Raw genomic sequence first — 25,317 nt, 5'->3', positions numbered from 1 at the left:
CCAGGCGGGCCGATAGCCCTCATCGTCTAGCGGCCTAGGACGCCGCCCTTTCAAGGCGGTAGCACGGGTTCGAATCCCGTTGGGGGCACGCAAGAACGTGTGCGACACTGTCGTACGCATCCTTGGTCCTGTGGAGCAGTTTGGAGTGCTCGCCACCCTGTCAAGGTGGAGGCCGCGGGTTCAAATCCCGTCAGGACCGCTGGTGTTTCACGTGAAACATCGCGGCTGGGTAGCTCAGTTGGTACGAGCGATCGCCTGAAAAGCGATAGGTCGCCGGTTCGACCCCGGCCCCAGCCACAGCGAACGAAGACCCCCTCCGGGCAACCGGAGGGGGTCTTCGCGTGTACGGCGGCGGACGCGTGCGCGGTGCGCCGTGACGGCCCCGCGCAAAAGCGTTCGCCCCGCGTTTCCCGGAGGTGAGATCCTGGGTCGCGTATGTCCACTCACCCCGCCCCCGCCTTCGGCGCCCTCGCCCCCCGTCTGGCCGAGCTCTCCCTGCGCGACGCGCACCGGCTCGGACGCAGACTCGAAGGCGCGCGCAAGATCCGTAAGCCCGAGGCCCGGGCCGCCGTTCTCGCCGAGATCGAGGCGGAGGTCGCCAAGGGCGAGTCCCGCATGGCCGAGCGCGCCGCACGCGTGCCGGCCATCTCGTACCCCGAGCAGCTGCCCGTCAGCCAGAAGAAGGACGAGATCGCGGCCGCCATCCGCGACCACCAGGTCGTCATCGTCGCGGGCGAGACCGGCTCCGGCAAGACGACCCAGATCCCGAAGATCTGCATGGAGCTGGGGCGTGGCGTGCGCGGCATGATCGGGCACACCCAGCCCCGCCGTATCGCCGCCCGTACGGTGGCCGAACGCGTCGCCGAGGAGCTGCGGACGCCGCTCGGTGAGGCCGTCGGCTGGAAGGTGCGCTTCACCGACCAGGTCAACCCGGACGCCACCTTCGTCAAGCTGATGACGGACGGCATCCTGCTCGCCGAGATCCAGACGGACCGCGAGCTGCGCGCCTACGACACGATCATCATCGACGAGGCCCACGAGCGGTCCCTCAACATCGACTTCCTGCTGGGCTACCTCGCCCAGCTGCTGCCCAAGCGCCCCGATCTCAAGGTCGTCATCACCTCCGCGACCATCGACCCCGAGCGCTTCTCCCGCCACTTCGGCGACGCTCCGATCGTCGAGGTCAGCGGCCGGACGTACCCCGTGGAGGTGCGCTACCGCCCCCTCCTCGAAGAGGACTCCGAGGACTCCGACCGCGACCAGATCACCGCCATCTGCGACGCGGTCGAGGAGCTTCAGGGCGAGGGCAAGGGCGACATCCTGGTCTTCCTCTCCGGTGAGCGCGAGATCCGGGACACGGCCGACGCCCTGAACAAGAAGAACTACCGCTTCACCGAAGTCCTCCCGCTCTACGCCCGGCTCTCGCACGCCGAGCAGCACCGCGTCTTCCAGCCGCACACCGGTCGCAGGATCGTTCTGGCCACGAACGTCGCCGAGACCTCCCTCACCGTCCCCGGCATCAAGTACGTCATCGACCCGGGCTTCGCCCGCATCAGCCGCTACAGCCACCGCACCAAGGTCCAGCGCCTCCCGATCGAGGCGATCTCCCAGGCCAGCGCCAACCAGCGCAAGGGCCGCTGCGGCCGTACCTCCGACGGTGTCTGCATCCGCCTCTACAGCGAGGAGGACTTCGAGGCCCGCCCCGAGTTCACGGACGCGGAGATCCTCCGGACGAACCTCGCCTCCGTCATTCTCCAGATGACCGCGGCCGGCCTCGGCGACATCGAGAAGTTCCCCTTCATCGACCCGCCGGACCACCGCAACATCCGCGACGGTGTCCAGCTCCTCCAGGAGCTCGGCGCGCTCGACCCGGCGCAGAAGGACGTACGCAAGCGCCTCACCCCGATGGGCCGCAAGCTCTCCCAGCTGCCCGTCGACCCGCGCCTGGCCCGCATGGTCGTGGAGGCCGACAAGAACGGCTGCGCCCGCGAGGTCATGGTGATCGCCGCCGCGCTCTCCATCCAGGACCCGCGTGAACGCCCCGCCGACAAGCAGGCCCAGGCGGACCAGCAGCACGCCCGCTTCAAGGACGAGACCAGCGACTTCCTCGCCTTCCTCAACCTCTGGCGGTACGTACGCGAGCAGCAGAAGGAGCGCGGCTCGTCGTCGTTCCGGCGGATGTGCAAGCAGGAGTACCTGAACTTCCTGCGCATCCGTGAGTGGCAGGACATCTACAGCCAGCTGCGCACGGTCGCCAAGCAGATGGACATCCATCTCAACGAGGACGACGCCCCGGAACAGCACATCCATGTCTCCCTCCTCGCCGGCCTGCTCTCGCACATCGGCATGAAGGACGTGAAGGACGCCGGGAGCGAGGGCGGCCGGAACACGGGGAAGAACGAGTATCTGGGCGCCCGGAACGCCAAGTTCGCGATCTTCCCGGGCTCGGCCCTCTTCAAGAAGCCCCCGCGCTTCGTGATGTCCGCCGAGCTGGTGGAGACGAGTCGCCTCTGGGCCCGCGTCAACGCGAGGATCGAGCCCGAGTGGGTCGAACCCCTCGCCGGGCACCTCCTCAAGCGCACGTACAGCGAGCCGCACTGGGAGAAGGACCAGGCGGCCGTGATGGCGTACGAGAAGGTCACGCTGTACGGCGTACCGATCGTCGCCCAGCGGAAGATCAACTACGGCCGGATCGACGCGGAGGCCAGCCGCGAGCTGTTCATCCGCAACGCGCTCGTCGAGGGCGACTGGCGGACGCACCACAAGTTCTTCGCCGACAACCGCAAGCTCCTCAGCGAGGTCGAGGAGTTGGAGCACCGGGCGCGGCGCCGGGACATCGTGGTCGACGACGACACGCTCTTCGACTTCTACGACCAGCGGGTCCCCGAGCATGTCGTCTCCGGCGCCCATTTCGACTCCTGGTGGAAGCACAAACGCCACGAGCAGCCGGACTTCCTGGACTTCGAGCGGGAGATGCTCATCCGGGAGTCCGCCGAGGCGGTCACCAAGGCGGACTATCCGGACTCCTGGCGCCAGGGACAGCTGAAGTTCCGGGTGACGTACCAGTTCGAGCCGGGCGCCGACGCGGACGGTGTGACGGTCCACATCCCCCTCCAGGTCCTCAACCAGGTCACCGACGAGGGCTTCGACTGGCAGATCCCGGGCCTGCGGGAGGAGGTGGTGACGGAGCTGATCCGTTCCCTCCCGAAGCCCATCCGCAGGAACTACGTACCGGCGCCGAACTTCGCCCGGCGCTTCCTGGACCAGGCGGTCCCCCTCCAGGAGCCGCTGCCGGTGACGATGGCCCGCGAGCTCAAGCGCATGGTGGGGGTGCCGCTGACCCCCGAGGACTTCGACTGGTCCCGGGTCCCCGACCATCTGAAGATCACCTTCCGGATCGTCGACGAGCGGCGCCGGAAGCTCGCCGAGGACAAGGACCTGGAGTCGCTGCGGTTGCGGCTGAAGCCGAAGGCGCGTCAGGCCCTCTCCCAGGCGGCCGCGGCCACCGCCGAGCGCCAGGGCGGCGAGTCCGTGGAGCGGACGGGTCTGACGGACTGGACGATCGGCTCGCTCACCCGGGTCTTCGAGACCCGCAGGGCCGGGCAGCCCGTGAAGGCCTATCCCGCCCTAGTGGACGACGGCCCGACGGCGAACACCGTCTCCGTACGCCTCTTCGACACGGAGGCGGAGCAGGCGGAGGCGATGTGGAAGGGCACCCGGAGACTCATCCTCCGAAACATTCCGGTCAACCCTGCGAAGTTCGCGAGCGAAAAGCTCACCAACGCACAGAAGCTGGCACTGTCCGCGAACCCGCACGGTTCGATCCAGGCGCTCTTCGACGACTGCGCGATGGCTGCGGCCGACAAGTTGATCGCCGACTTCGGCGGGCCGGCGTGGGACGAGTCGTCGTACCGCAAGCTGTACGACAAGGTGCGCGCGGAGATCGTCGACACCACGGTCCGCACGGTCGGCCAGGTGCAGCAGGTGCTGGCCGCCTGGCAGGCCTGTGAACGCCGTCTGAAGTCCACCCGCAGCCCGGCTCTCCTCGCCAACCTCACGGACGTACGGGGGCAGCTGGACGCCCTCGTGAAGCCCGGGTTCGTCACGGAGGCGGGGCTGCGGCGTCTGCCCGACCTGATGCGCTACCTGGTGGCGGCCGACCGCCGGCTGCAGCAGATGCCGACCGGCGTCCAGCGGGACACCTCCCGGATGGAGAAGGTCCACGAGATGCGCGACGAGTACGCCTGGCTGCTGGAACAGCTGCCCCAGGGGCGGCCCGTGCCCTCCTCGGTGACGGAGATCCGCTGGATGATCGAGGAGCTGCGGGTCAGCTACTTCGCGCACGCCCTGGGCACGGCCTACCCCGTCTCCGACAAGCGGATCGTGAAGGCGATCGACGCGGCGGTTCCGTAATCGGCCATGTACGCCGGGTGAGTTCGACCGCGGGGCCACCGCTCCTGTACAGTCTCTTCTCGCAGGCCAGCGCGGCAACAAGGCGCGGACTGCGAAACCTGGTCCTGTGGAGCAGTTTGGAGTGCTCGCCACCCTGTCAAGGTGGAGGCCGCGGGTTCAAATCCCGTCAGGACCGCACGATCGCGAGAGGCCCGCATCCGATGAGGATGCGGGCCTCTTCCGTGTGCGGCGGCGGGCGATCACCCAAGAGCTCGGGACACTGAGGCTGTTGGGAAGACGCGGGTCCCATGGGGCCGATCGCGCGGTTCCCCGCACCCCTGGCGGGAGCCTGTGGCCCCTCCCGCGACGCCGCGGGGGTTGACGGCGTCACATTCCGCCGGTACCTCAGAGTTCAGGGCCCAGAGACCCCGGAGGTGGCGTATGGCGGCGTCCGTTCGGCACGAGACCCGCGCATTACTCCGCGCTCACCTGTCGGCCGCCTCCTCGTACCGCCACCTCACCCATCACTGCCCGATCTGCCACCGGCTGCTGCGGCTGGCGACGGAGCACCCCACGGGCGGCGAGGACGCCGCCGACGGCCCGACGGAGGGCGAGACGCCCGCCAAGGCGTGAGACGCGTCCCGCAGGGAAAACACTCGGCGAGGGCCTGCCACGCTCAACTCCCGCCCCCTTTACCGCAGATGTCGCCCGGGCAACAAGCAGCCCGGTGTGTGACGGGTGTCACTGAACGAGTTTTCGGAACGCCGGTTCTTACCGGCCCCCTACAACTGGTCAATTTAATATGTGCAATTGCACCAGCCCCCGGGGTCCTGCACAGGAGATCCGACACCCCTCCCCAGAGTCCGACAAGCCCGCTCACAACTCGCCGCTTCCGGACCCGGAACCCCCGACACGGCCGGCGCCGACCCCTGGTCCGCGCACAAAAAAGATCGCGCTGGACCCGGCGGAGTCCAGCGCGATCTACGACGCACCCTTGGTGCTTGCCTGACGAATACCCGGGAAGCCTGGGCCTCCCGGAAAGCTCTGTATGGCTCGGGCGTGGGAACTGTTGGGGCAGAACCCGCGTCGCTTGAAGCTGCTGAGCGGTGCTTTCAGGCTTCCGGCCGATTGGGGGACCAGCCGAAATGCCCTTTCATGCGAGGGTTCAGGCCTCGCTGCGCTGCTGCGGAATACCCGCGAGCAGTGCGCGGACCTCAGCCTCGCGGTAACGGCGGTGTCCGCCGAGCGTGCGGATGGACGTGAGCTTGCCGGCCTTCGCCCACCGCGTGACCGTCTTGGGGTCGACGCGGAACATGGTGGCGACCTCAGCCGGGGTCAGCAGCGGCTCGGCATCAGGGGTGCGAGCGGTCATGAGCGGCCTCCTCGGGAGAACCGAACCTTCTCGGTTCTTTCCTCTAAATTCTGCACCTTGACCCGCGTTGCCCGAAATGGCGGACGCGAGTCGAGTCGGTTATAGGACGAACGGCTTGTCCTCGGCACTACAACTACACCATCCGTCCAGCCGCGTCGGCCAAACCGATGGAATTGCCCTCCCAGGTGTTCATCAGCGACGGATGCCGATGGACCATGCCATAGCGGACAGTCACGCCACTGTGACGATCAGTCACAGTGGCATGCAGGAGTCACGAGACCCCCCAATAGCGTGCAATGCTGAGATTCCACCCATACGTGGGCAGAAGGAGCCTCCCCCGGGCTCCTTGTCCTATTTTGACACGAGGAGGTGCGTAAGAGGCAAGGCCCGCGTAAGTGCAATCCGTCACGCTTGGCGGCTTCTTGACACAAAAGCCCGGAACGGGACCTACGTCCCACGATGACACGCGCAGGTCAGTGCGCTGCGTCAAGCTTGGGTCAAGGGTGGACAGTTCACCATGGTTCGGCCTTCGTGGAAAGCCTTTTCCCATCGGCCCCACAAGTCACAAGTACGGACACGACGTTGAGCCGGTTCAACCGGTTAGGCCCGGTTCAGTTCGCCGAGCGCCGGTCCCGTACCGCCCGCCAGCGCTCGACCAGGCGCCCATAGGCCTCCCCGGCGGCGAGGCCGTCCCCGCCCCGCAGGGCCTCGATGCCCTCGGCGACGTCGGCGGCGGAGTGGTCCCCGTCCAGCTCGTCGGCGGGCAGGACGTGCACGAGGCCGCCGTAGTCCAGCTCGACGAGCGAACGCGGGTGGAACTCCTCCAGCCAGCGGCCCACGTCGATCAGACCGTCGATGAGCGGGCCCTCGTCGATGGCGTCCCGCAGGGTCCGCAGCCCCCGCGCCACGCGCCGACGGGCCTGCACCATGGGAGTGCGATAGCGAAGCACCGGCGAGATCTCGCCGGATCCCTTCTCGCCCGACCCCTTCTCGTACGTCCGTTCCTCGTCCGAGACGAGGACGAACCAGCTCAGGGGCACCTGCCAGGTCGCGGTGCGGATCCACGGCCGGGCGTCGGGGTTGCCGGCCATCCAGCGCTCGTAGTCCTGGCTCGCCTGGTGGCGCACCAGCGGCGGCAGCACCGCGTCCAGGACGGGGGCGGGCAGCTCCTCGGCCAGGTCGCCGAGCGCCTGCCAGCCCCGCAGCCGGGTCCGCCAGGGACAGACACAGACGACCCCGTCGACCTCCAGCACGAAGGCGTCGTCGCTCTCGTGCACCGGCACCGGCACCGGCGGGGTCGGCAGCAGGTCGGCCAGCGAGCGGCGCAGCTCGTCCTGGTACGAGGGGCGGTCGGGGCGCCGGGCGTAGCGGGCCCAGTGGCCGCGCTCGGGCTCGGGGAAGGCCGCCAGCGGCTCGTACACGCGGAGGTAGGACGCGTACGGGACGATCACCGAGGACACCTTGGGCACGCCTGCTCCCTCCCCCGGCTGCCACCGGGGAAACCTGCGGAACCCGCACACGGGCGGCCCGGAAAACTGTGCGGATCGCACCACGTCCGTACTCCGGCCGGGGGGTGATCCTGATGCTGCGCCGCTGTACGGCGGACGCAGGCTCTAATCTCATGCTCACAGACCCCGCCACCCGTACGGGAGCCTGTCACCAACCGCCGCTTCTTACCCAGGAGTCACCACAGTGACCGAAGTATCTGACGGCGTCCTGCACACCCTGTTCCACTCGGACCAGGGCGGTCACGAGCAAGTCGTGCTCTGCCAGGACCGGGCCAGCGGCCTCAAGGCCGTCATCGCCCTCCACTCCACCGCGCTCGGCCCCGCACTCGGCGGCACGCGCTTCTACCCGTACGCGACCGAGGCGGAGGCCGTCGCCGACGCCCTGAACCTCGCGCGCGGCATGTCGTACAAGAACGCCATGGCCGGTCTCGACCACGGCGGCGGCAAGGCCGTGATCATCGGGGACCCCGACCGGATCAAGAGCGAGGACCTGCTGCTCGCCTACGGACGGTTCGTGGCCTCCCTCGGCGGCCGCTACGTCACCGCGTGCGACGTCGGCACCTACGTCGCCGACATGGACGTCGTGGCGCGCGAGTGCCGCTGGACGACCGGCCGCTCCCCCGAGAACGGCGGCGCCGGCGACTCGTCCGTCCTCACCGCCTTCGGCGTCTACCAGGGCATGCGGGCCTCCGCCCAGCACCTCTGGGGCGATCCGTCGCTGCGCGACCGCAGGGTCGGTGTCGCGGGCGTCGGCAAGGTCGGCCACCACCTCGTGGAGCATCTGCGGGCGGAAGGCGCCGAGGTCGTGATCACCGACGTGCGCGAGGACGCCGTACGGCGGATCCTCGACCGGCACCCGGAGGGGGTCACCGCCGTCGCGCACACCGACGCGCTCATCCGGACCGAGGGGCTCGACATCTACGCGCCCTGCGCGCTCGGCGGGGCCCTCAACGACGACTCCGTGCCCGTCCTGACCGCGAAGGTGGTGTGCGGCGCGGCCAACAACCAGCTCGCGCACCCCGGCGTCGAGAAGGACCTCGCCGACCGCGGGATCCTCTACGCGCCCGACTACGTGGTGAACGCCGGCGGAGTCATCCAGGTCGCCGACGAGCTCCACGGGTTCGACTTCGAGCGGTGCAGGGCGAAGGCCGCGCAGATCTTCGACACCACCCTGGCGATCTTCGCACGTGCGAAGTTGGACGGTATTCCGCCGGCCGCCGCGGCCGACCGGATCGCCGAGCAGCGGATGCACGAGGCGGCCGCGGCACGCCGTCGCTGAGCCTCCGGGCCGACGCCGGGCGACTTGCGCGCGGCGTCGGCGGTACCCGCCGGCGGCTTTAGAGAGAACTCTCACTTCCGTCGGCGGGTCGCCCGTCCAGAAACGGTTAAAATCACCGTTGACCAGCGGGGAAAGGGCTCCTCGCAGGTTCTGGGCACGGGCACGTCCTGCGGGCGACGTACCGTATGGGCGTGGGCTCAGGTACCGTGGAAGCCCTACGGACCGGTCTCTCCACGGAGAGCCCGTTCCAGATCATGAACGCGTGTCAAGACTCTGGGGCCGTCGAGCCCCGTCACCGAGGGGGTCGAGCCATGGGGCGCGGCCGGGCCAAGGCCAAGCAGACGAAGGTCGCCCGCCAGCTGAAGTACAACAGCGGCGGGACTGACCTGTCGCGTCTGGCCAGCGAGCTGGGCGCATCGACTTCGAGCCAACCTCCGAACGGCGAACCGTTCGAGGACGACGAAGACGACGACGACCCGTACGCCCAGTACGCGGATCTTTACAACGACGACGATGAGGACGACGAGGACGAGCAGTCCGGTCCCGCCTCTCATCGTCGCGGCGCTTGACGATCCAGCCGCGCTTCACCCGGTCCGGGCGGGTTGCTCCGCCGGACCGGGTTTTGTGCGTGTTCGCTCCGCTGGGAGTGCCGGGCGCACAGTAGCTCGGGGGCCACTGTGCGTTCGCGGCTGCGGGTTCGTCGTGGCTGGTCGCGCCGTTCCCCGCGCCCCTTTTGGGCCTTCGGCCCATCGGGGGCGCTTTTGGCGTGCCCGGAACGGCGCTGCTTGAACGCCTCGCCGGTCAGCCTCGGGCGTAGTCGCCCACCAGTTCCGCGCCCGTGGTGTGGTCGGCGCGGTCGGTGATCTCGCCCGCGACCCAGGCCTCGACGCCGCGGTCCGCCAGGGTGGTCAGGGCCACGTCCGCCGACTCCTGGGGGACGATGGCGATCATGCCCACGCCCATGTTCAGGGTCTTCTCCAGCTCCAGGCGCTCGACCTGACCCGTCCTGCCGACCAGGTCGAAGATCGGGGCCGGGGTCCAGGTGGAGCGGTCTACCGTGGCGTGGAGGGTGTCGGGGATCACCCGCGCCAGGTTGGCGGCGAGGCCGCCGCCGGTGACGTGGCTGAAGGCGTGGACCTCGGTGGTGCGGGTGAGCGCCAGACAGTCCAGCGAGTAGATCTTGGTGGGCTCCAGCAGCTCCGCGCCGAGGGGGCGGCCGAGTTCGGCGATCTCGGCGTCCAGGGAGAGACCGGCCTGGTTGAGCAGGACGTGCCGGACCAGCGAGTACCCGTTCGAGTGAAGGCCCGAGGCCGCCATGGCGATCACGGCGTCACCCGTACGGATGCGATCCGGGCCGAGCAGGCGATCGGCCTCGACCACGCCCGTGCCGGCACCGGCCACGTCGAAGTCGTCCGGGCCGAGCAGACCCGGGTGCTCGGCCGTCTCGCCGCCGACCAGGGCGCAGCCCGCGAGGACACAGCCCTCGGCGATGCCCTTGACGATGGCGGCGACCCGCTCGGGGTGGACCTTGCCGACGCAGATGTAGTCGGTCATGAACAGCGGTTCGGCGCCGCAGACCACGATGTCGTCCATCACCATGGCGACCAGGTCGTGGCCGATGGTGTCGTAGACGCCCAGCTGACGCGCGATGTCGACCTTCGTGCCGACGCCGTCCGTGGCGGAGGCGAGCAGCGGGCGCTCGTACCGCTTGAGGGCGGAGGCGTCGAAGAGGCCGGCGAAGCCGCCCAGGCCACCGAGGACCTCGGGGCGCTGGGTCTTCTTCACCCACTCCTTCATCAGCTCTACGGCGCGGTCGCCCGCCTCGATGTCGACACCTGCTGTTTTGTAAGAAGCAGCTGCGTAGCTGGCACCAGTTGTCTCAGACATGACGGTGAGAACTTTCGTGTCGTACGGCGGCAGGCAAGCAGGTGTCACCGGCCGTCTACGGGCAGTCTTACGGGCGACGGATCGCGTCGGCCGCGGCGGTGGCGGCGGGACCTGCCGCCAGCTCGGTCTCCAGGAGCTGCTTGCCGAGCAGCTCGGGGTCCGGCAGCTCCATCGGGTACTCGCCGTCGAAGCAGGCCCGGCAGAGGTTCGGCTTGGCGATGGTGGTCGCCTCGATCATGCCGTCGATGGAGATGTAGGCCAGGGAGTCGGCGCCCAGGGAGGTGCCGATCTCGTCGATGGTCATGCCGTTGGCGATGAGCTCGGCGCGGGTGGCGAAGTCGATGCCGAAGAAGCAGGGCCACTTCACCGGGGGCGAGGAGATCCGGATGTGGACCTCCGCCGCGCCCGCCTCGCGGAGCATCCGGACCAGGGCGCGCTGGGTGTTGCCGCGGACGATCGAGTCGTCGACGACCACCAGGCGCTTGCCCTTGATGACTTCCTTGAGCGGATTCAGCTTCAGCCGGATACCGAGCTGGCGGATCGTCTGGGAGGGCTGGATGAACGTACGTCCGACGTACGCGTTCTTCACCAGACCCGCACCGAACGGGATGCCCGAGGCCTCCGCGTAGCCGATGGCGGCCGGGGTGCCGGACTCCGGGGTCGCTATGACCAGGTCGGCCTCGACCGGGGCTTCCTTGGCCAGCTTGCGGCCCATCTCCACTCGGGAGAGGTACACGTTCCGGCCGGCGATGTCGGTGTCCGGGCGGGCCAGGTACACATACTCGAAGACACAGCCCTTGGGCTTCGCTTCCGCGAATCGGGAGCTGCGCAGACCGTTCTCGTCGATGGCGATGAACTCGCCCGGCTCGATCTCGCGGACGTACGCCGCGCCGCAGATGTCGAGGGCGGCGGACTCGGAGGCGACCACCCAGCCGCGCTCCAGCCGGCCGAGGACCAGCGGGCGGATGCCCTGCGGGTCACGGGCGGCGTAGAGGGTGTGCTCGTCCATGAAGACGAGGGAGAAGGCACCGCGCACCTGCGGGAGGACCGTGTGGGCGGCCTCCTCGATGGTCAGCGGCTTGCCGTCCTCGTCGACCTGGGCCGCGAGGAGCGCGGTGAGCAGGTCGGTGTCGTTGGTGGCCGCGACGCGCGGCGTACGGCCCTCCTGCTTGGGCAGGTCGGCGACCATCTCGGCGAGCTGGGCTGTGTTGACCAGGTTGCCGTTGTGGCCGAGCGCGATGGAGCCGTGCGCGGTGGCACGGAACGTCGGCTGGGCGTTCTCCCACACGGAGGCACCGGTGGTCGAGTAGCGGGCGTGACCGACCGCGATGTGACCTTGGAGGGAACCGAGCGAGGTCTCGTCGAAGACCTGGGAAACGAGGCCCATGTCCTTGAAGACGAGAATCTGGGAGCCGTTGCTGACCGCGATACCCGCGGATTCCTGGCCCCGATGCTGGAGGGCGTAGAGCCCGAAGTAAGTGAGCTTCGCGACCTCTTCACCCGGGGCCCAGACACCGAAGACGCCACAAGCGTCCTGGGGGCCTTTCTCACCGGGGAGAAGGTCGTGGTTGAGTCGTCCGTCACCACGTGGCACGCCACCGAGTGTAGGCGAGATCGCGCACCGGTCCGAATCCGGTGATCTCGCCCGCCCCGGTCCCCGACTACGGGCCGTCGCACGTCACTTGTCGGCGACGGCTCCGACACCCACGTTGTTTTCGCTGGTCAGCGTGATACTGCGGTGATCGATCCGATACTTCACCGTGCCCTTGAAGAGCTCCAGGAGGCTGCGTTCGGCGGCCATGAGTGAGTCGGAGCACATCTTGCGGGTGGTCCGCGGATTGCCGAGAGTGATCTCGCCCTCGCTCACCGTGGCCTTCGCGGAGATCTCGTTGCAGCCGACGCTCCCGCTGAGGGTGCCCGCCTTCTTGTCGAGGGTGAACCAGGCCTTGCCCTGGGCGGCCTCGGGGAGGGACGTGGCCACGTCGTGGTCGAGCAGAGAATCGATCCGCCACTTCGTGCCGTACAGCTCCGCGGGCTTCTCCTCGCTCAGCTTCACGGTGTCGCCGTCCCCCGTGGTGAGGGTGAGCTTGCCGCCGTCGGTGGTCTCGGCCGTGAACTTCTCGGTGTCGAGGGTGCGGGCGAAGCTCTCCTCGAACTTCATCGGGGCCTCGCCGCAGGCCATCTCGGTGGACCGGGCGGTCTCGAAGTCGATGCCGCCGTCCTTGAAGGCGGCGGTGGAGCCGAAGGTGTTGCAGCCGTAGTTGCCGTCGACCTCGCCGTTGTCGGCGATCCTGAGCCAGGCGCCGTCGGGGGCCTGTTCCGTCTTGTCGCCGACGGTGAGGCTGTCGACCTTCCAGCGGACTCCGGTGACCGCGGACTTCGTGGCGGCCGAGCCGACGTTGCCGCTGCCGGAGTCGCCGGACTCGGTGCCGCAGGCCGCGAGCAGCGGGAGCGGGAGCAGGGCCAGGGCGGTGAGGGTCAGTCGCTTGTCCATGGCAGTGGGACGGGTGGGGTGCGTGGGTGGTTCCACCGAGTTGTCCGGCGGACCCAGGTCATGGGGTCCAGCCGGCGCAGGTCATGGGGCCCAGCGGGCCCAGGTCACCGGGTCGGCGGTCCTCAGCGCATCAAGGGCAGCAGCCCGCTGAGGTCCGCCCGCTCGCCGCTCGCGCTGACCTTGGCCTCGTCCAGGGCGGCGGCCCACTCCACCCGTCCGGTCGCGAGCCGGATCCAGGTCAGCGGATCGGTCTCGACGACGTTCGGCGGGGTGCCCCGGGTGTGCCGGGGCCCCTCCACGCACTGCACCACGGCGTAGGGCGGGATCCGCACCTCCGTCGAGCCGCCGGGCGCCCGGGCGGCGAGGGTGTCCGCGAGCAGCCGGACACAGGTGGCGAGGGCGTGCCGGTCGTACGGGACGTCCAGGCCGGGGACGGCCGCGTTCAGGTCGTCGGTGTGGACGACGAGTTCGATGGTGCGGGTGAGGAGGTAGTCGTCGAGCAGCATGCCGCCGGCCCGGGTGTCGATGATCCGGCCCGGTGGGGTGGCGGCCAGGGCTTCGGTGATCCGCTGCTCCACGCCCGCGTAGAGGGCACCCAGGTCCGGGTTCGCCTCGGCCAGGCCGTGGCTGCCCTCGGCGATGGCGGCGGCGTGGGCGGCGGTCACGGAGGCGTAGTCGAGGGGGTTCAGCTCGGCCTTCGGGGGCTCGGGCCGCGCCAGGGCCCGGCTGACGCTCTCCACCGCCATCGTGAGGTGAGCGGCCAGGTCCCGCACCGTCCACTCCCCGAGCCGGGTCGGCGCCGCGAGCCGCTCCGCGGAGAGGCCGCCCACGGCTTCCCGTACGTGCCCGAGCTGGGCCAGGACGGCCTTGCGGGTCTTGGCGGGGTCGTAGGTGCGGGGGCGTTTCCTGGCGGGAGGCATGGGGTGAGCGTATGCGGCGGCCCGGGGCGGAGGGGGCGTCGAGGTCCTGTGCACGCCGGTCGCGCCGGTTTGCCCGTACCGATGCCCGCATCCTCCACTACGAGGTGAATGCCGTGTACACGGAACGAACGGGGGACGTCGACGATGCTGCGCATTCACTTCGGACCGGAGGACCTGGGCCGGGTCACGGTCGCGACGGGGCCGGACCCGCTCTGGGAACTCGTCACCAGCCTGCACCGCCTGCGGAGCACGGCCGGGCGCTGGGCCTACGCGGAGTGGCACCGCGACGCGCGCGCCGGGCTGGTCGGCACCGCGCTGGGCAGGGCCGTACGGAACGTGCTCATGCCCGTGCTGCCGCGCGCGGTCTACTTTCCCGACTTCGTCACGCCGCCGGAGGCCGGGGAGGGCTTCGAGCAGGGCCTCGCCGCGATCCTCGACACCCCGCGCGAGCGGATACGACACGAGATCCGGACGCTCCACCGCCTCGTGGGGGCACCCGCCTGGACCGCCGGGCTCGCGGAGCCGGACCGGCTGCGCGAGTTCACCAAGGTGCTGCGCGCCTACCACGACGCGGTCGTCGCCCCGCACCACGACGTCATGCGGTCCCGCGTGGACAGCGAACGCGCCCTGCGCACCCGGGCGTTCCTGGACGGCGGGGTCGACGGTCTGCTCTCCGGCCTGGCCCCGGGTATCCGCTGGCGCCCGCCGGTCCTGGAGGTCGAGTACTGCGAGGACCGCGATCTGCACCTCGCCGGGCGCGGGCTGCGCCTGCTGCCGTCGTACTTCTGCTGGCGCACCCCGACCTCCCTGGCGGACCCGGAGTTACCGCCGACGCTGATCTACCCCCTGCTCCACGAGCGGACGTCCGCGCCGGAGCGGCCCACGGACGCGTCCCTCGCCACGCTGCTCGGCCGGACCCGGGCCGCCGCGCTGCGGACGCTCGCCCATGGCGCCACCACCTGCGAACTCGCCCGCATCCTGGGCATCTCCCCCGCCACGGCCACCCACCACACGACCGTGCTGCGCGACGCGGGCCTCGTGATCAGTCGGCGCCGGTCCAACAAGGTGCTGCACACCCTCACCCCGACCGGAGCGGCTCTGCTGGGCCGTGACCGGCGCGAACAGCGTGTTTCGAGGCGCGTCGAAAGTCATGGCTCCGCCGCCGGGGCCGCTGGCACCGTTGAGCCGTGCTGAGGGGATCAGCACGGCGCGGAGACACAGCGCGCCACCGAAACGGGAGGAACAACCATGCGTATGACCAAGCGCGTTGCCGTCGCCGGCAGCGTTCTCGCGCTCGGCGGGTTCATCGCCGGGCTGACGCCGGCCCAGGCGGCGCCGAGCGGCGCCCAGGAGAAGTCCACGTACTACTTCAAGTTCGACAAGTACAAGAACACGGACTCGCGGCTCTACCTGATCGAGCGGCGGCCGGAGAAGCCGGAGCGGGCCATCGCCAACTGGCGGGCCGGGTCGGGACACGGCACGGACAGCTGCAAGAAGAACGTGGGGTGGCTGCCGAACGGCAAGTACAAGATCAAGAAGTACTACACCACCTACAACGGGTCGCTCATCAAGGGCTACGCCTTCGCCCTGGAGAACAAGAAGTGCTCCGACGGCACCAACCGAACCGAGCTGTTCATCCACAGCGAGATGAAGCAGAACGGGAACCCCGGCAACACGGAGGCCACCCGCTGGGACGGCGACAACGACTACAAGTCGGCGGGCTGCATCAAGCTGAAGCCGGTGGACATCAAGGCCGTCTACAACAAGGCCAAGAGCGTCGGCTTCCCGACCCAGCTCACCGTCGTCAGCTGACCCGCCACCACCGCTGACGCAAGGCCGCCGCCCCAGGCATACGAGGGATACCTGGGGCGGCGGCCCGCACGCCGTACGAGCGGCGGTACGACCACGACCTCGACGGCGGCTACGCGAGCAGCGCCGGGATCGTGCCCTCGTGGGCGACGCGCAGTTCCTCCAGGGTGAGCGTGAACTCGCCCTGGATCTCGACCGTGTCACCGTCCACGACGCCGATGCGGGTGACCGGGAGCCCCCGGGCGCCGCACATGTCGTTGAAGCGGACCTCCTCGGAGCGGGGGACGGCCACGACGGCCCGCCCGGCCGACTCCGACAGGAGGAAGGTGAACGCGTCCAGACCGTCCGGGACGATCAGGCGCGCGCCCTTGCCGCCGAGCAGCGCCGACTCCACGACCGCCTGGATCAGGCCGCCGTCGGAGAGGTCGTGCGCGGAGTCGATCATGCCGTCGCGGGAGGCGGAGATCAGGATCTCGGCCAGCAGACGCTCGCGCTCCAGGTCGACCTGCGGCGGCAGTCCGCCGAGGTGGTCGTGGACGACCTGGGACCAGGCCGAGCCGCCGAACTCCTCACGGGTGTCGCCGAGCAGGTAGAGCAGCTGGCCCTCCTCCTGGAAGGCGACCGGCGTGCGCCGGGCCACGTCGTCGATGACGCCCAGGACCGCGACGACCGGGGTGGGGTGGATGGCCACCTCGCCCGTCTGGTTGTAGAGGGAGACGTTGCCGCCGGTCACCGGGGTACCCAGCTGCTGGCAGGCGTCCGCCAGACCGCGTACGGCCTCGGCGAACTGCCACATGACCGCCGGGTCCTCCGGCGAGCCGAAGTTCAGGCAGTCGGAGACGGCCAGCGGCTTGGCGCCGGTGGTGGCGACGTTGCGGTACGCCTCCGCCAGGGCCAGCTGGGCGCCGTGGTACGGGTCCAGCTTGGCGTAGCGGCCGTTGCCGTCGGTCGCGATGGCGACACCGAGGCCGCTCTCCTCGTCGACGCGGATCATGCCGGAGTCCTCGGGCTGGGCGAGGACCGTGTTGCCCTGCACGAAGTGGTCGTACTGGCTGGTGATCCAGGACTTGGAGGCCTGGTTCGGGGAGGCCACCAGCTTCAGGACCTGCTCCCGCAGCTCCTCGCTGGTCGCCGGACGCGGCAGCTTGTTCGCGTCGTCCGCCTGGAGCTCGTCCTGCCAGGACGGGCGGGCGTACGGGCGCTCGTAGACCGGGCCGTCGTGCGCGACCGTGCGCGGGTCGACGTCGACGATCTTGCCGCCGTGCCAGTAGATCTCCAGGCGGTCGCCGTCGGTGACCTCGCCGATGACCGTGGCGATGACGTCCCACTTGTCGCAGATCGCGAGGAAGCGGTCGACCTTCTCGGGCTCCACGACCGCGCACATGCGTTCCTGCGACTCGCTCATGAGGATTTCCTCGGGCGAGAGGGTCGAGTCGCGCAGGGGCACGTCGTCGAGGGTGACGCGCATGCCGCCGGAGCCGTTCGACGCCAGCTCACTCGTCGCGCAGGACAGGCCCGCCGCGCCGAGGTCCTGGATGCCGACGACCAGCTTCTCCTTGAACGCCTCCAGGGTGCACTCGATGAGGAGCTTCTCCTGGAACGGGTCGCCGACCTGGACGGCGGGGCGCTTGGACGGCTTGGCGTCGTCGAAGGTCTCGCTCGCCAGGATCGAGGCACCACCGATGCCGTCGCCGCCCGTGCGGGCCCCGTAGAGGATGACCTTGTTACCGGCGCCGGAGGCCTTCGCGAGGTGGATGTCCTCGTGCCGCATGACGCCGATGGCACCCGCGTTGACCAGCGGGTTGCCCTGGTAGCAGGCGTCGAAGACGACCTCGCCGCCGATGTTCGGCAGGCCCAGACAGTTGCCGTAGCCGCCGATGCCGGCGACGACGCCGGGCAGGACGCGCTTGGTGTCGGGGTGGTCCGCCGCGCCGAAGCGCAGCGGGTCGACGACGGCCACCGGGCGGGCGCCCATCGCGATGATGTCGCGCACGATGCCGCCGACACCCGTGGCCGCGCCCTGGTAGGGCTCGACGTAGGAGGGGTGGTTGTGCGACTCGACCTTGAAGGTGACCGCGTAGCCCTGGCCGACGTCGACCACGCCCGCGTTCTCGCCGATGCCGACGAGCAGGGCGTCGGACTGGGGCGCCTTCTCGCCGAACTGGCGCAGGTGCACCTTCGACGACTTGTACGAGCAGTGCTCGGACCACATGACCGAGTACATGGCGAGCTCGGCACCGGTGGGCCGGCGGCCGAGGATCTCGACGACGCGCTCGTACTCGTCCTTCTTCAGGCCCAGTTCGGCCCAGGGCAGCTCGACGTCGGGGGTCGCGGCCGCGTGCTCGACCGTGTCCAGAGGCGTCCGGCTCATACGTTGACCAGCTTCTTGAGGATCGAGGTGAAGAAGGGGAGGCCGTCGGTGCGGCCGGTGCCGATCAGCGGCTCCACGGCGTGCTCCGGGTGCGGCATGAGGCCCACGACGTTCCCGGCCTCGTTGGTGACGCCGGCGATGTCCCGCTGGGAGCCGTTGGGGTTGAAGTCGAGGTACCGGAAGGCGACACGGCCCTCCGCCTCCAGCTTGTCGAGCGTGTACGCGTCGGCGACGTACTGGCCGTCGTTGTTCTTCAGCGGGATGTGGATCTCCTGGCCGGCCGTGTAGTCGGTCGTCCAGGCGGTCTCGGCGTTCTCCACCCGCAGCTTCTGGTCACGGCAGATGAAGTGCAGGTGGTCGTTGCGCAGCATCGTGCCCGGCAGGAGGTGCGCCTCGGTGAGGATCTGGAAGCCGTTGCAGATGCCGAGGACCGGCAGTCCGGCCTTCGCCTGCTCGATGAGCGTCTCCATCACCGGCGAGAAGCGCGCGATGGCTCCGGCACGCAGATAGTCACCGTAGGAAAACCCGCCGCACAGCACCACGGCGTCGACCTGGTGGAGGTCCTTGTCCTTGTGCCAGAGAGCGACGGGTTCGGCACCGGCGAGCCTGATCGCGCGCTGGGTGTCCCGGTCGTCGAGGCTGCCGGGAAAAGTGACGACACCAATACGTGCGGTCACTTTCCGACCTCCGCGACTTCCTCCACCTTGACGGTGAAGTCCTCGATCACGGTGTTGGCGAGGAAGGATTCCGCCAGTTCATGGATGCGGGCGAGCGCGGCGTCGTCCACCGGTCCGTCAACTTCCAGTTCGAATCGCTTTCCCTGACGTACGTCGGAGACGCCCTCGAAACCGAGGCGCGGCAGCGCGCGCTGCACCGCCTGGCCCTGGGGGTCGAGGATCTCCGGCTTGAGCATGACGTCGACTACGACGCGTGCCACTGGCACTCCCGGTGTTGTGGTGCTGAGCAGGTTCCTACAGGTGCCTTCAGACTACCCGTACAAAATTTCTACGCGGGTAGATTCGTAGGAAACTACAGGGATTGCCGGTGATGGCGGTCACGATCAGGTATCGGACGATCACCCTGACGAAAACTTCCGGGAAAGATCCCGGAACCCTATTGCGCGAGGGACACGCGGGCGGATTAAGTCTGTCTTCACATTGCAATGCCGGGCACTGTACAAATGAATTGGCAATAGCCGATACTTTGCCCAATTAACAGCCGGACAGCCGACATCTCCCCGACGTCAGGGCACGTCGACGGAGAGATGTCGCACGAAGGGACCGATATTCGTGGCGCAGCGTGTCGTGGTCACTCTCTCCGACGACATCGACGGCTCGGAAGCGGCGGAGACGATCGCCTTCGGACTCGACGGCAAGTCGTACGAGATCGACCTGAACGAAGCCAATGCCAAGAAACTGCGTAAGGCGCTCGCGCCCTACGTCGAGGCCGGCCGCAAGCGGTCGAAGTCGGGCAAGGCGTACAAGCAGACCCAGGTCGCCCCGGACCCGGCGGCCGTGCGCGCCTGGGCCCAGGCCAACAAGCTGGAGGTCCCCGCGCGCGGCCGGATCCCCAAGAAGGTCTACGAGGCGTTCGCCGAGGCGCAGTAGCCGCCCGGCGCCGGCCGCCCTCAGAGTCCGTCAGCGGGCCCCGGGGGCGGCCGACTTGGACCCCGGGGGCAACCGACTTGCGTTGCCCCCCGGCGGATCAGCTAGAGTCTGGAGCACGCCGAGGGGCAAGGCCGAAAGGCCCGGCTCACCGGAGTCACGCGGGTGTAGTTCAGTAGTAGAACATCCCCCTTCCAGGGGGAAGGCGCAGTGTGCAATTCCTGTCACCCGCTCTGATCGCTTACCGACCACTCCAGTGGATCAGGTAATGTGGTCAACGCGCCGATCGGTGGGAGCCGGTCGGAGGCAATGCGGACGTAGCTCAGTTGGTAGAGCGCAACCTTGCCAAGGTTGAGGTCGCGAGTTCGAGCCTCGTCGTCCGCTCTGGAAAGCAAGACCCCGGTCCACTGGACCGGGGTCTTCTTCGTGTTCGCCCACCGTAGAGCTCCTGATCTTTCGTCTGACATTTGTCATGCCGAGTGATGACACCGCGCACTGCCTCCCGTCCCGTGCCGCCGGGACGCTGGAGACATGAAAACGAACGGGCACGAGGACGTGAGCACCCACGATCACGAGAACGTGATCGAGGTCACCGACCTGCGGCGCGTGTACGGGGGCGGTTTCGAGGCCGTACGGGGGATCACCTTCTCCGTCGGCCGGGGAGAACTCTTCGCGCTGCTCGGCACCAACGGCGCGGGGAAGACATCGACGGTCGAACTGCTGGAGGGCCTCGCACCGCCGTCCGGCGGCCGGGTGCGGGTCCTCGGGCACGACCCCCACGGGGAACGCGCGGCCGTACGCCCCCGGATCGGCGTGATGCTCCAGGAAGGCGGCTTCCCCTCGGAGCTGACCGTCGCGGAGACGGTACGGATGTGGGCCGGCTGCACCAGCGGGGCGCGGCCCGTCGGCGAGGCGCTGGACATCGTCGGGCTCGGGCGGCGGGCAGGCGTACGGGTCAAGCAGTTGTCCGGGGGTGAGAAGCGGCGCCTCGACCTGGCGCTCGCGCTCCTCGGGCGCCCCGAGGTCCTGTTCCTGGACGAGCCGACCACCGGGCTGGACGCGGAGGGCCGCCAGGACACCTGGGGGCTGGTGCGGGAGCTGCGCGACGCGGGGACGACCGTGCTGCTCACCACGCACTACCTGGAGGAGGCGGAGGACCTGGCCGACCGGCTCGCCATCCTCCACGAGGGCGTCGTCGCCGCGACCGGCACACCGGCCGAGGTGACCTCGTCCCAGCCGTCCCGTATCTCCTTCGAACTGCCCACCGGGTACTTCCTCGGCGATCTGCCACCGCTCGGCGAACTCGGTGTCACCGGGCACGAGGAGCACGACCGCGTGGTCGTACTGCGCACCGACGAACTGCAGCGGGCGGCCACCGGGCTGCTGCTGTGGGCCGAGCGGTCCCGGGTCGAACTGCGCCGGCTGGAGGTGCGGTCCGCCTCGTTGGAGGAGGCGTTCCTGCGGATCGCGCGGGAGACGGCGGAGGCGGCGGGGGCCGCGCGTGCGGGTGCGGGTGCGGAGTCCGGCAGTGGGCCGGGGGCCGGCCAGGGACAGGGGAGCGGTCCGGGCGCCGGGGCGGGAACCGGATCGCGTACGGGCTCGGGGCTCCTTTCGGGCATGGGATCGCGCAAGGGCGGGACGAGGGCATGAGCACGACCACAGGCAAGGGCACGACCGCGGGCACGACAGGTGCGGGCGTGGGCACGATGGGTGCGGGGGCTGTCGTCACCACCGGGACCACCACCCTGCGGGGCCGGATGACCGCGCTCGCCCGCGCCGAGCTGACGCTGCTGGGGCGCAGCCGGGCCACGCTGATCACGGCGCTGTTCGTCCCGCTGCTGCTGCCGCTCAGCGTCAGCTCGGCGACGGACCAGATGGACCTGGCTGAAGCGGGGCTGAGCGTCGGGATGGTCGTCCTCGCCGCCGCCGTCGGCTTCTCCCTGCTCTTCGCGGTCTACACCGCTCTCACCAACATCTACGTCGTACGCCGCGAGGAACTCGTCCTCAAGCGGCTGCGGACCGGTGAGCTGCGCGATCCGGAGATCCTGGTCGGGGCCGCGCTGCCCGCCGTCGGCATCGCCCTCGTGCAGTGCCTGCTCCTCGCGATCGGGTGCACGATCCTGCTCGACCTGGGAGCGCCGCCCGCGCCCCACCTGGCCGTCCTGGGTCTGCTGCTCGGTGTCGTGATGTGCGTGGCGCTGGCGGCGGTCACCGCGAGCCTCAGCCGTACAGCCGAGAGCGCCCAGGTCACCAGCCTGCCGCTGATGTTCGTCTCCCTGCTGGGGTCGGGCATCACCGTGCCGCTCGAAGTGCTGCCCGACCGTGTGGCGTCCCTCTGCGAACTGCTGCCGCTCAGCCCCGTCATCACGCTGGTGCGCGGCGGCTGGACCGGCGACCTGTCCGCGTACGACGCCCTGGGCGCCGTCGCCACCGCACTGGCCTGGACCGTGCTCGCGGTGTTTGCTGTACGGCGGTGGTTCCGCTGGGAACCGCGCCGATGAGGGGAGTTGAGCCATGCGGGGGCCCGGGGCCTGGTGGCGCGCGAAGAGCACACCGGCCAAGGTGGAGACGTACACGCGGTGGTCGTTCCACTCGTTCGCGGTGTTCGAGATCGTCGCGTTCGGACTGCCCCTGCTGAGCCAGGCTCCGCTGTCGCAGTCGAGCTGGCTGTTCGTGCTGGTCGGCGTGCACGCGGCACTCGGCTCGACGACCGCGGCGCACGCACTCGACTGGGTGCGGGGCACCCGCGAGCAGCCCCTGCGGCTCATGTGGGCCCTCGGCGTGGTCAGCGTGGTGCTCGGCACCCTCGCGTTCGCTCTCGGCGACCGTGAGAAGGACGAGGCCACGGCCACCGTGCTGGGCTCGATGTTCGCCGGGGTGTTGATGTTCGGCCTCGGCCTCATCGCGCTCGGCATCCGCGAGCGGCGGCGCGTGCTCCACCTGATCGCGGGCTTCGCGGGCGGCTCCGGAGCACTGGCCCTCGCCCTGGGCTCGGACGCGGGCGACGCGCTGGCCGCGACGGTCCTGATCCTGGTCTGCACCTCGTTCTTCGCCTTCACCGCCGTCTTCTCCGTCTGGCTCCTCAGGGCGGTCTACGAACTCGACGACGCACGTGACACCCGCACCCGTCTCGCCGTCGCCGAGGAGCGGCTGCGCTTCGGACGTGACCTGCACGACGTGATGGGCCGCAACCTCGCGGTCATCGCTCTGAAGAGCGAGCTGGCCGTCCAACTGGCCCGCCGGGAAAGGCCCGAGGCCATCGAGCAGATGATCGAGGTCCAGCGGATCGCCCAGGAGTCGCAGCGCGAGGTGCGGGAGGTCGTACGGGGGTATCGGGAGGCCGACCTCGGGGTCGAACTCTCCGGTGCGCGGGGCGTGTTGGCGGCGGCCGGCATCGACTGCTCGGTCGACGGGGCGGACACCGCCGGGCTGCCCGGCGAGGTGCAGTCCGCGCTCGCCTGGGTGGTGCGGGAGGCGACGACGAACGTGCTGAGGCACGGGAACGCCGGTCAGTGCGCTGTGGCACTGCGGGTGGGAGAGGGGCAGGTGGTGCTGACCGTGGAGAACGACGGGATCCGGGTGGGCGGCGGCCAGGAGGAGGTGGGGTCCGGTTCCCGCGCCGGATCGGGGCTCGCCGGGCTGCGGGAGCGGCTGGCGGTCGTGGACGGGACGCTGGAGGCGGGTCCGGTGGGCGGCGAGGCGTTCCGGGTGGTGGCCCGGGTGCCGCTGGCTACGGGGGCCATTGGGACTACTGGGGCCATTGGGGCTACTGGGGCGGCGTACTCGACGGATTCGGCGGAGACTGCCGGTTCGGCGAAGACGAAGGCGAAGGCGAAAGCGCAGGCGCAGGAAGCGGGCGCGGCAGCGCGGGGTGCGGGGGCCGTCGTCGGGTCGGCCGCGGTACGGGAGAGCACTTCATGACCGACGTGGCGGAGGCGGGGCGGCGGGTGCGGCTGCTGCTGGCCGACGACGAGCATCTGATCCGGGGGGCGCTGGCCGCGCTCCTGGGGTTGGAGGACGACCTGGTGGTGGTCGCGGAGGCGGCGAGCGGGCCGGAGGCGCTGGCGATGGCGCGGGCCCACGAACCGGATGTCGCGGTGCTGGATCTGCAGATGCCGGGCGCGGACGGTGTGAGGGTCGCCACATCGCTGCGGGCCGAACTGCCGGACTGCCGCGTGCTGATCGTGACCGGTCATGGCCGGCCGGGACATCTGAAGCGGGCGCTTGAAGCGGGTGTGCGCGGGTTCGTCCCCAAGACCGTCAGCGCCCAGCGGCTGGCGGAGATCATCCGGACCGTGCACGCGGGGAACCGTTATGTGGACCCGGAGTTGGCGGCCGACGCGATCTCCTCCGGGGACTCACCGCTGACCGCGCGGGAGGCCGAGGTGCTCGAATTCGCCGCCGACGGCGCGCCCGTCGCGGAGATCGCCGACCGGGCCGCGCTGTCCCAGGGGACCGTCCGGAACTATCTGTCGTCGGCCGTCTCCAAGCTCGGTGTGGAGAACCGGCACGCGGCGGTGCGGCTCGCCCGGGAGCGAGGTTGGGTATAGTAGGCCTCGCGCCACGGCGCAGCGCGGACGTAGCTCAGTTGGTAGAGCGCAACCTTGCCAAGGTTGAGGTCGCCAGTTCGAACCTGGTCGTCCGCTCGGCAGAGAAGACCCCGGTCCACTGGACCGGGGTCTTCTTCGTGTCCGGCGCGCTGTGCCCCGGCGCGCCAGGTCGTGTCCGGCCTAGCGCCTGCCGGGCGTCGCACGGCAGGCGCCACTTTCGCAACAGGTCCTAGCTCCAGCTCATGCCCGTCAGGCGCTCGTACGCCTCCACGTACTTGGCGCGGGTCGCGGCCACGATCTCCTCGGGCAGCGGCGGCGGGGGCTGCTCGCTCTTGCGGTCCCAGCCCGAAGCCTCCGAGGTCAGCCAGTCCCGGACGAACTGCTTGTCGTAGGACGGCTGGGCATGGCCCGGCTCCCAGAGGTCCGCCGGCCAGAAGCGGGAGGAGTCCGGGGTGAGCACCTCGTCGGCGAGGACGAGGGTGTCGCCCTCGTAGCCGAACTCGAACTTGGTGTCGGCCAGGATGATCCCCCGGTCACGGGCGATGTCCCGGGCCCGGCTGTACACGGCGAGCGTCGTCTGGCGCAGCTGTGCGGCGGTCTCTGCGCCGACCTGGCGGGCGACCTCCTCGTACGACACGTTCTCGTCGTGCTCACCGACGGCGGCCTTGGTGGCCGGGGTGAAGATCGGCGCCGGCAGCTCGGAGCCGTCGACCAGGCCCTCGGGGAGGGCGAGGCCGCAGACCGTGCGGGAGTCGTTGTACTCCGCCAGGCCCGAGCCGGTGAGATAGCCGCGGGCGACGGCCTCGACCGGGACCATCGTGAGCGACTTGCAGATGAGGGTGCGGCCCGCCCAGTCGGCGGGGGCACCCGGCGGCAGCTCAGTGCTCAGGACGTGGTTCGGGACCAGGTCGGCGAGCTGGTCGAACCACCAGAGGGACAGCTGCGTCAGGACACGCCCCTTGTCGGGGATCTCCGTCGGCAGCACCCAGTCGAACGCGGACGTTCGATCGCTGGCGACCATCACGAGGTCGCCCGCCTCGTTCTGGTACAGCTCGCGCACCTTGCCGGTGTGCAGGTGTACCAGGCCCGGAACCTGGATCGGCTCGGGCTTTTCTACGAATCCGGACACGG

Annotated in this window: 21 protein-coding genes and 7 tRNA genes; 18 read left to right on the top strand and 10 right to left on the bottom strand. The window is 69.7% G+C overall.

Features of this window, described 5'->3' with window-relative positions; genetic code table 11:
• Positions 1 to 15 precede the first annotated feature (15 nt).
• From ACZ9QC_RS22170 to ACZ9QC_RS22145, 6 genes are all read left to right on the top strand, one after another.
• A tRNA-Glu gene (locus tag ACZ9QC_RS22170) sits at positions 16 to 88 on the top strand.
• Between the two features lie 36 nt (positions 89 to 124).
• Positions 125 to 199 (top strand) — tRNA-Asp (locus ACZ9QC_RS22165).
• A 24-nt stretch (positions 200 to 223) separates the two neighbouring features.
• A tRNA-Phe gene (locus ACZ9QC_RS22160) sits at positions 224 to 297 on the top strand.
• A 138-nt stretch (positions 298 to 435) separates the two neighbouring features.
• Entirely contained in the window at positions 436 to 4,413 is a 3,978-nt protein-coding gene (hrpA, locus tag ACZ9QC_RS22155) for an ATP-dependent RNA helicase HrpA (RefSeq protein WP_472914716.1), read from the top strand.
• A 100-nt stretch (positions 4,414 to 4,513) separates the two neighbouring features.
• Positions 4,514 to 4,588, top strand: a tRNA-Asp gene (locus ACZ9QC_RS22150).
• Positions 4,589 to 4,833: 245 nt separating this feature from the next.
• Complete coding sequence (locus tag ACZ9QC_RS22145; protein WP_472914715.1) at positions 4,834 to 5,025, top strand: DUF6274 family protein; 192 nt, start codon at positions 4,834 to 4,836, stop codon at positions 5,023 to 5,025.
• A gap of 532 nt (positions 5,026 to 5,557) precedes the next feature.
• On the opposite strand, the gene bldC is transcribed toward ACZ9QC_RS22145, so the two are convergent.
• Together bldC and ACZ9QC_RS22135 are read right to left on the bottom strand one after the other, a co-directional pair.
• Positions 5,558 to 5,764 carry a developmental transcriptional regulator BldC gene (gene bldC / locus ACZ9QC_RS22140; protein WP_003949541.1) on the bottom strand — a complete coding sequence of 69 codons (207 nt, stop codon included), beginning with the start codon at positions 5,762 to 5,764 and terminating at the stop codon, positions 5,558 to 5,560.
• Between the two features lie 611 nt (positions 5,765 to 6,375).
• Complete coding sequence (locus tag ACZ9QC_RS22135; protein WP_472914714.1) at positions 6,376 to 7,233, bottom strand: DUF8083 family protein; 858 nt, start codon at positions 7,231 to 7,233, stop codon at positions 6,376 to 6,378.
• Positions 7,234 to 7,456: 223 nt separating this feature from the next.
• Between ACZ9QC_RS22135 and ACZ9QC_RS22130 the strand changes: the two genes are divergently transcribed.
• Positions 7,457 to 8,551 (top strand): Leu/Phe/Val dehydrogenase, encoded by a 1,095-nt coding sequence (locus tag ACZ9QC_RS22130; RefSeq protein WP_472914713.1) that lies wholly within the window; start codon positions 7,457 to 7,459, stop codon positions 8,549 to 8,551.
• A 311-nt stretch (positions 8,552 to 8,862) separates the two neighbouring features.
• Positions 8,863 to 9,120, top strand: coding sequence for a DUF3073 domain-containing protein (locus tag ACZ9QC_RS22125; RefSeq protein WP_467330506.1), 258 nt, complete (start codon positions 8,863 to 8,865; stop codon positions 9,118 to 9,120).
• A 232-nt stretch (positions 9,121 to 9,352) separates the two neighbouring features.
• On the opposite strand, the gene purM is transcribed toward ACZ9QC_RS22125, so the two are convergent.
• The 4 genes from purM to ACZ9QC_RS22105 all read right to left on the bottom strand — a co-directional run bounded on the left by purM (position 9,353) and on the right by ACZ9QC_RS22105 (position 13,852).
• Entirely contained in the window at positions 9,353 to 10,438 is a 1,086-nt protein-coding gene (gene purM / locus ACZ9QC_RS22120; RefSeq protein WP_472914712.1) for a phosphoribosylformylglycinamidine cyclo-ligase, read from the bottom strand.
• Positions 10,439 to 10,505: 67 nt separating this feature from the next.
• A complete protein-coding gene (gene purF, locus ACZ9QC_RS22115) occupies positions 10,506 to 12,032 on the bottom strand; it encodes an amidophosphoribosyltransferase (RefSeq protein WP_184892164.1) in 1,527 nt (508 codons plus the stop codon).
• An 84-nt stretch (positions 12,033 to 12,116) separates the two neighbouring features.
• Positions 12,117 to 12,932: an META domain-containing protein gene (locus ACZ9QC_RS22110; RefSeq protein WP_472914711.1), complete on the bottom strand. Its 816-nt coding sequence runs from the start codon at positions 12,930 to 12,932 to the stop codon at positions 12,117 to 12,119.
• 122 nt (positions 12,933 to 13,054) lie between these two features.
• Positions 13,055 to 13,852 (bottom strand): maleylpyruvate isomerase family mycothiol-dependent enzyme, encoded by a 798-nt coding sequence (locus ACZ9QC_RS22105; protein WP_472914710.1) that lies wholly within the window; start codon positions 13,850 to 13,852, stop codon positions 13,055 to 13,057.
• Positions 13,853 to 13,996: 144 nt separating this feature from the next.
• On the opposite strand from ACZ9QC_RS22105, the gene ACZ9QC_RS22100 reads away from it, so the two are divergent.
• A complete protein-coding gene (locus tag ACZ9QC_RS22100) occupies positions 13,997 to 15,046 on the top strand; it encodes an ArsR/SmtB family transcription factor (protein ID WP_472914709.1) in 1,050 nt (349 codons plus the stop codon).
• A 60-nt stretch (positions 15,047 to 15,106) separates the two neighbouring features.
• Positions 15,107 to 15,664, top strand: coding sequence for a L,D-transpeptidase family protein (locus tag ACZ9QC_RS22095; RefSeq protein ID WP_472914708.1), 558 nt, complete (start codon positions 15,107 to 15,109; stop codon positions 15,662 to 15,664).
• Between the two features lie 109 nt (positions 15,665 to 15,773).
• On the opposite strand, the gene purL is transcribed toward ACZ9QC_RS22095, so the two are convergent.
• Genes purL through purS form a run of 3 tightly spaced genes read right to left on the bottom strand, consistent with a single transcriptional unit; the run spans position 15,774 to position 18,969 of the window.
• Positions 15,774 to 18,032: a phosphoribosylformylglycinamidine synthase subunit PurL gene (gene purL / locus ACZ9QC_RS22090; RefSeq protein WP_472914707.1), complete on the bottom strand. Its 2,259-nt coding sequence runs from the start codon at positions 18,030 to 18,032 to the stop codon at positions 15,774 to 15,776.
• Complete coding sequence (gene purQ / locus ACZ9QC_RS22085) at positions 18,029 to 18,709, bottom strand: phosphoribosylformylglycinamidine synthase subunit PurQ (protein WP_184892151.1); 681 nt, start codon at positions 18,707 to 18,709, stop codon at positions 18,029 to 18,031. The genes purL and purQ overlap by 4 nt, the downstream gene beginning before the upstream one ends.
• Positions 18,706 to 18,969, bottom strand: coding sequence for a phosphoribosylformylglycinamidine synthase subunit PurS (gene purS / locus ACZ9QC_RS22080; protein WP_033526749.1), 264 nt, complete (start codon positions 18,967 to 18,969; stop codon positions 18,706 to 18,708). Before purS ends, purQ begins: the two co-directional genes overlap by 4 nt.
• A gap of 352 nt (positions 18,970 to 19,321) precedes the next feature.
• Here purS and ACZ9QC_RS22075 point away from each other — a divergent pair, with 352 nt between their 5' ends.
• From ACZ9QC_RS22075 to ACZ9QC_RS22040, 8 genes are all read left to right on the top strand, one after another.
• Complete coding sequence (locus ACZ9QC_RS22075) at positions 19,322 to 19,639, top strand: histone-like nucleoid-structuring protein Lsr2 (protein WP_215456724.1); 318 nt, start codon at positions 19,322 to 19,324, stop codon at positions 19,637 to 19,639.
• Positions 19,640 to 19,797: 158 nt separating this feature from the next.
• Positions 19,798 to 19,869, top strand: a tRNA-Gly gene (locus ACZ9QC_RS22070).
• A 78-nt stretch (positions 19,870 to 19,947) separates the two neighbouring features.
• Positions 19,948 to 20,020, top strand: a tRNA-Gly gene (locus ACZ9QC_RS22065).
• A 147-nt stretch (positions 20,021 to 20,167) separates the two neighbouring features.
• Positions 20,168 to 21,286: an ABC transporter ATP-binding protein gene (locus ACZ9QC_RS22060; RefSeq protein ID WP_472914706.1), complete on the top strand. Its 1,119-nt coding sequence runs from the start codon at positions 20,168 to 20,170 to the stop codon at positions 21,284 to 21,286.
• 56 nt (positions 21,287 to 21,342) lie between these two features.
• Positions 21,343 to 22,137, top strand: a complete 795-nt coding sequence (locus tag ACZ9QC_RS22055; protein ID WP_472921761.1) for an ABC transporter permease — start codon at positions 21,343 to 21,345, stop codon at positions 22,135 to 22,137.
• Between the two features lie 13 nt (positions 22,138 to 22,150).
• Entirely contained in the window at positions 22,151 to 23,557 is a 1,407-nt protein-coding gene (locus ACZ9QC_RS22050) for a sensor histidine kinase (protein ID WP_472914705.1), read from the top strand.
• Positions 23,554 to 24,186, top strand: a complete 633-nt coding sequence (locus ACZ9QC_RS22045) for a response regulator transcription factor (protein WP_230217225.1) — start codon at positions 23,554 to 23,556, stop codon at positions 24,184 to 24,186. The genes ACZ9QC_RS22050 and ACZ9QC_RS22045 overlap by 4 nt, the downstream gene beginning before the upstream one ends.
• 23 nt (positions 24,187 to 24,209) lie before the next feature.
• Positions 24,210 to 24,282: transfer RNA gene (locus tag ACZ9QC_RS22040), tRNA-Gly, on the top strand.
• A gap of 133 nt (positions 24,283 to 24,415) precedes the next feature.
• Here the strand turns inward: ACZ9QC_RS22040 and ACZ9QC_RS22035 are convergent.
• Entirely contained in the window at positions 24,416 to 25,315 is a 900-nt protein-coding gene (locus ACZ9QC_RS22035) for a phosphoribosylaminoimidazolesuccinocarboxamide synthase (RefSeq protein WP_472914704.1), read from the bottom strand.
• Between the last annotated feature and the right edge of the window lie 2 nt (positions 25,316 to 25,317).

The sequence above is a fragment of the Streptomyces sp. HUAS MS02 genome, from assembly GCF_055702265.1.
Note: the sequence above shows the minus strand (reverse complement) of the source record. Positions and strands in the feature narration are given on the sequence as shown.

Coding starts and splice junctions, on each gene's coding strand:
- ACZ9QC_RS22055 (WP_472921761.1), top strand. CDS start 21,343: ATGGGTGCGGGGGCTGTCGTCACCACCGGGACCACCACCCTGCGGGGC.
- purM (WP_472914712.1), bottom strand. CDS start 10,438: ATGTCTGAGACAACTGGTGCCAGCTACGCAGCTGCTTCTTACAAAACA.
- ACZ9QC_RS22095 (WP_472914708.1), top strand. CDS start 15,107: ATGACCAAGCGCGTTGCCGTCGCCGGCAGCGTTCTCGCGCTCGGCGGG.
- ACZ9QC_RS22105 (WP_472914710.1), bottom strand. CDS start 13,852: ATGCCTCCCGCCAGGAAACGCCCCCGCACCTACGACCCCGCCAAGACC.
- ACZ9QC_RS22045 (WP_230217225.1), top strand. CDS start 23,554: ATGACCGACGTGGCGGAGGCGGGGCGGCGGGTGCGGCTGCTGCTGGCC.
- ACZ9QC_RS22110 (WP_472914711.1), bottom strand. CDS start 12,932: ATGGACAAGCGACTGACCCTCACCGCCCTGGCCCTGCTCCCGCTCCCG.
- hrpA (WP_472914716.1), top strand. CDS start 436: ATGTCCACTCACCCCGCCCCCGCCTTCGGCGCCCTCGCCCCCCGTCTG.
- ACZ9QC_RS22060 (WP_472914706.1), top strand. CDS start 20,168: ATGAAAACGAACGGGCACGAGGACGTGAGCACCCACGATCACGAGAAC.
- ACZ9QC_RS22125 (WP_467330506.1), top strand. CDS start 8,863: ATGGGGCGCGGCCGGGCCAAGGCCAAGCAGACGAAGGTCGCCCGCCAG.
- ACZ9QC_RS22145 (WP_472914715.1), top strand. CDS start 4,834: ATGGCGGCGTCCGTTCGGCACGAGACCCGCGCATTACTCCGCGCTCAC.
- ACZ9QC_RS22050 (WP_472914705.1), top strand. CDS start 22,151: ATGCGGGGGCCCGGGGCCTGGTGGCGCGCGAAGAGCACACCGGCCAAG.
- bldC (WP_003949541.1), bottom strand. CDS start 5,764: ATGACCGCTCGCACCCCTGATGCCGAGCCGCTGCTGACCCCGGCTGAG.
- ACZ9QC_RS22100 (WP_472914709.1), top strand. CDS start 13,997: ATGCTGCGCATTCACTTCGGACCGGAGGACCTGGGCCGGGTCACGGTC.
- purL (WP_472914707.1), bottom strand. CDS start 18,032: ATGAGCCGGACGCCTCTGGACACGGTCGAGCACGCGGCCGCGACCCCC.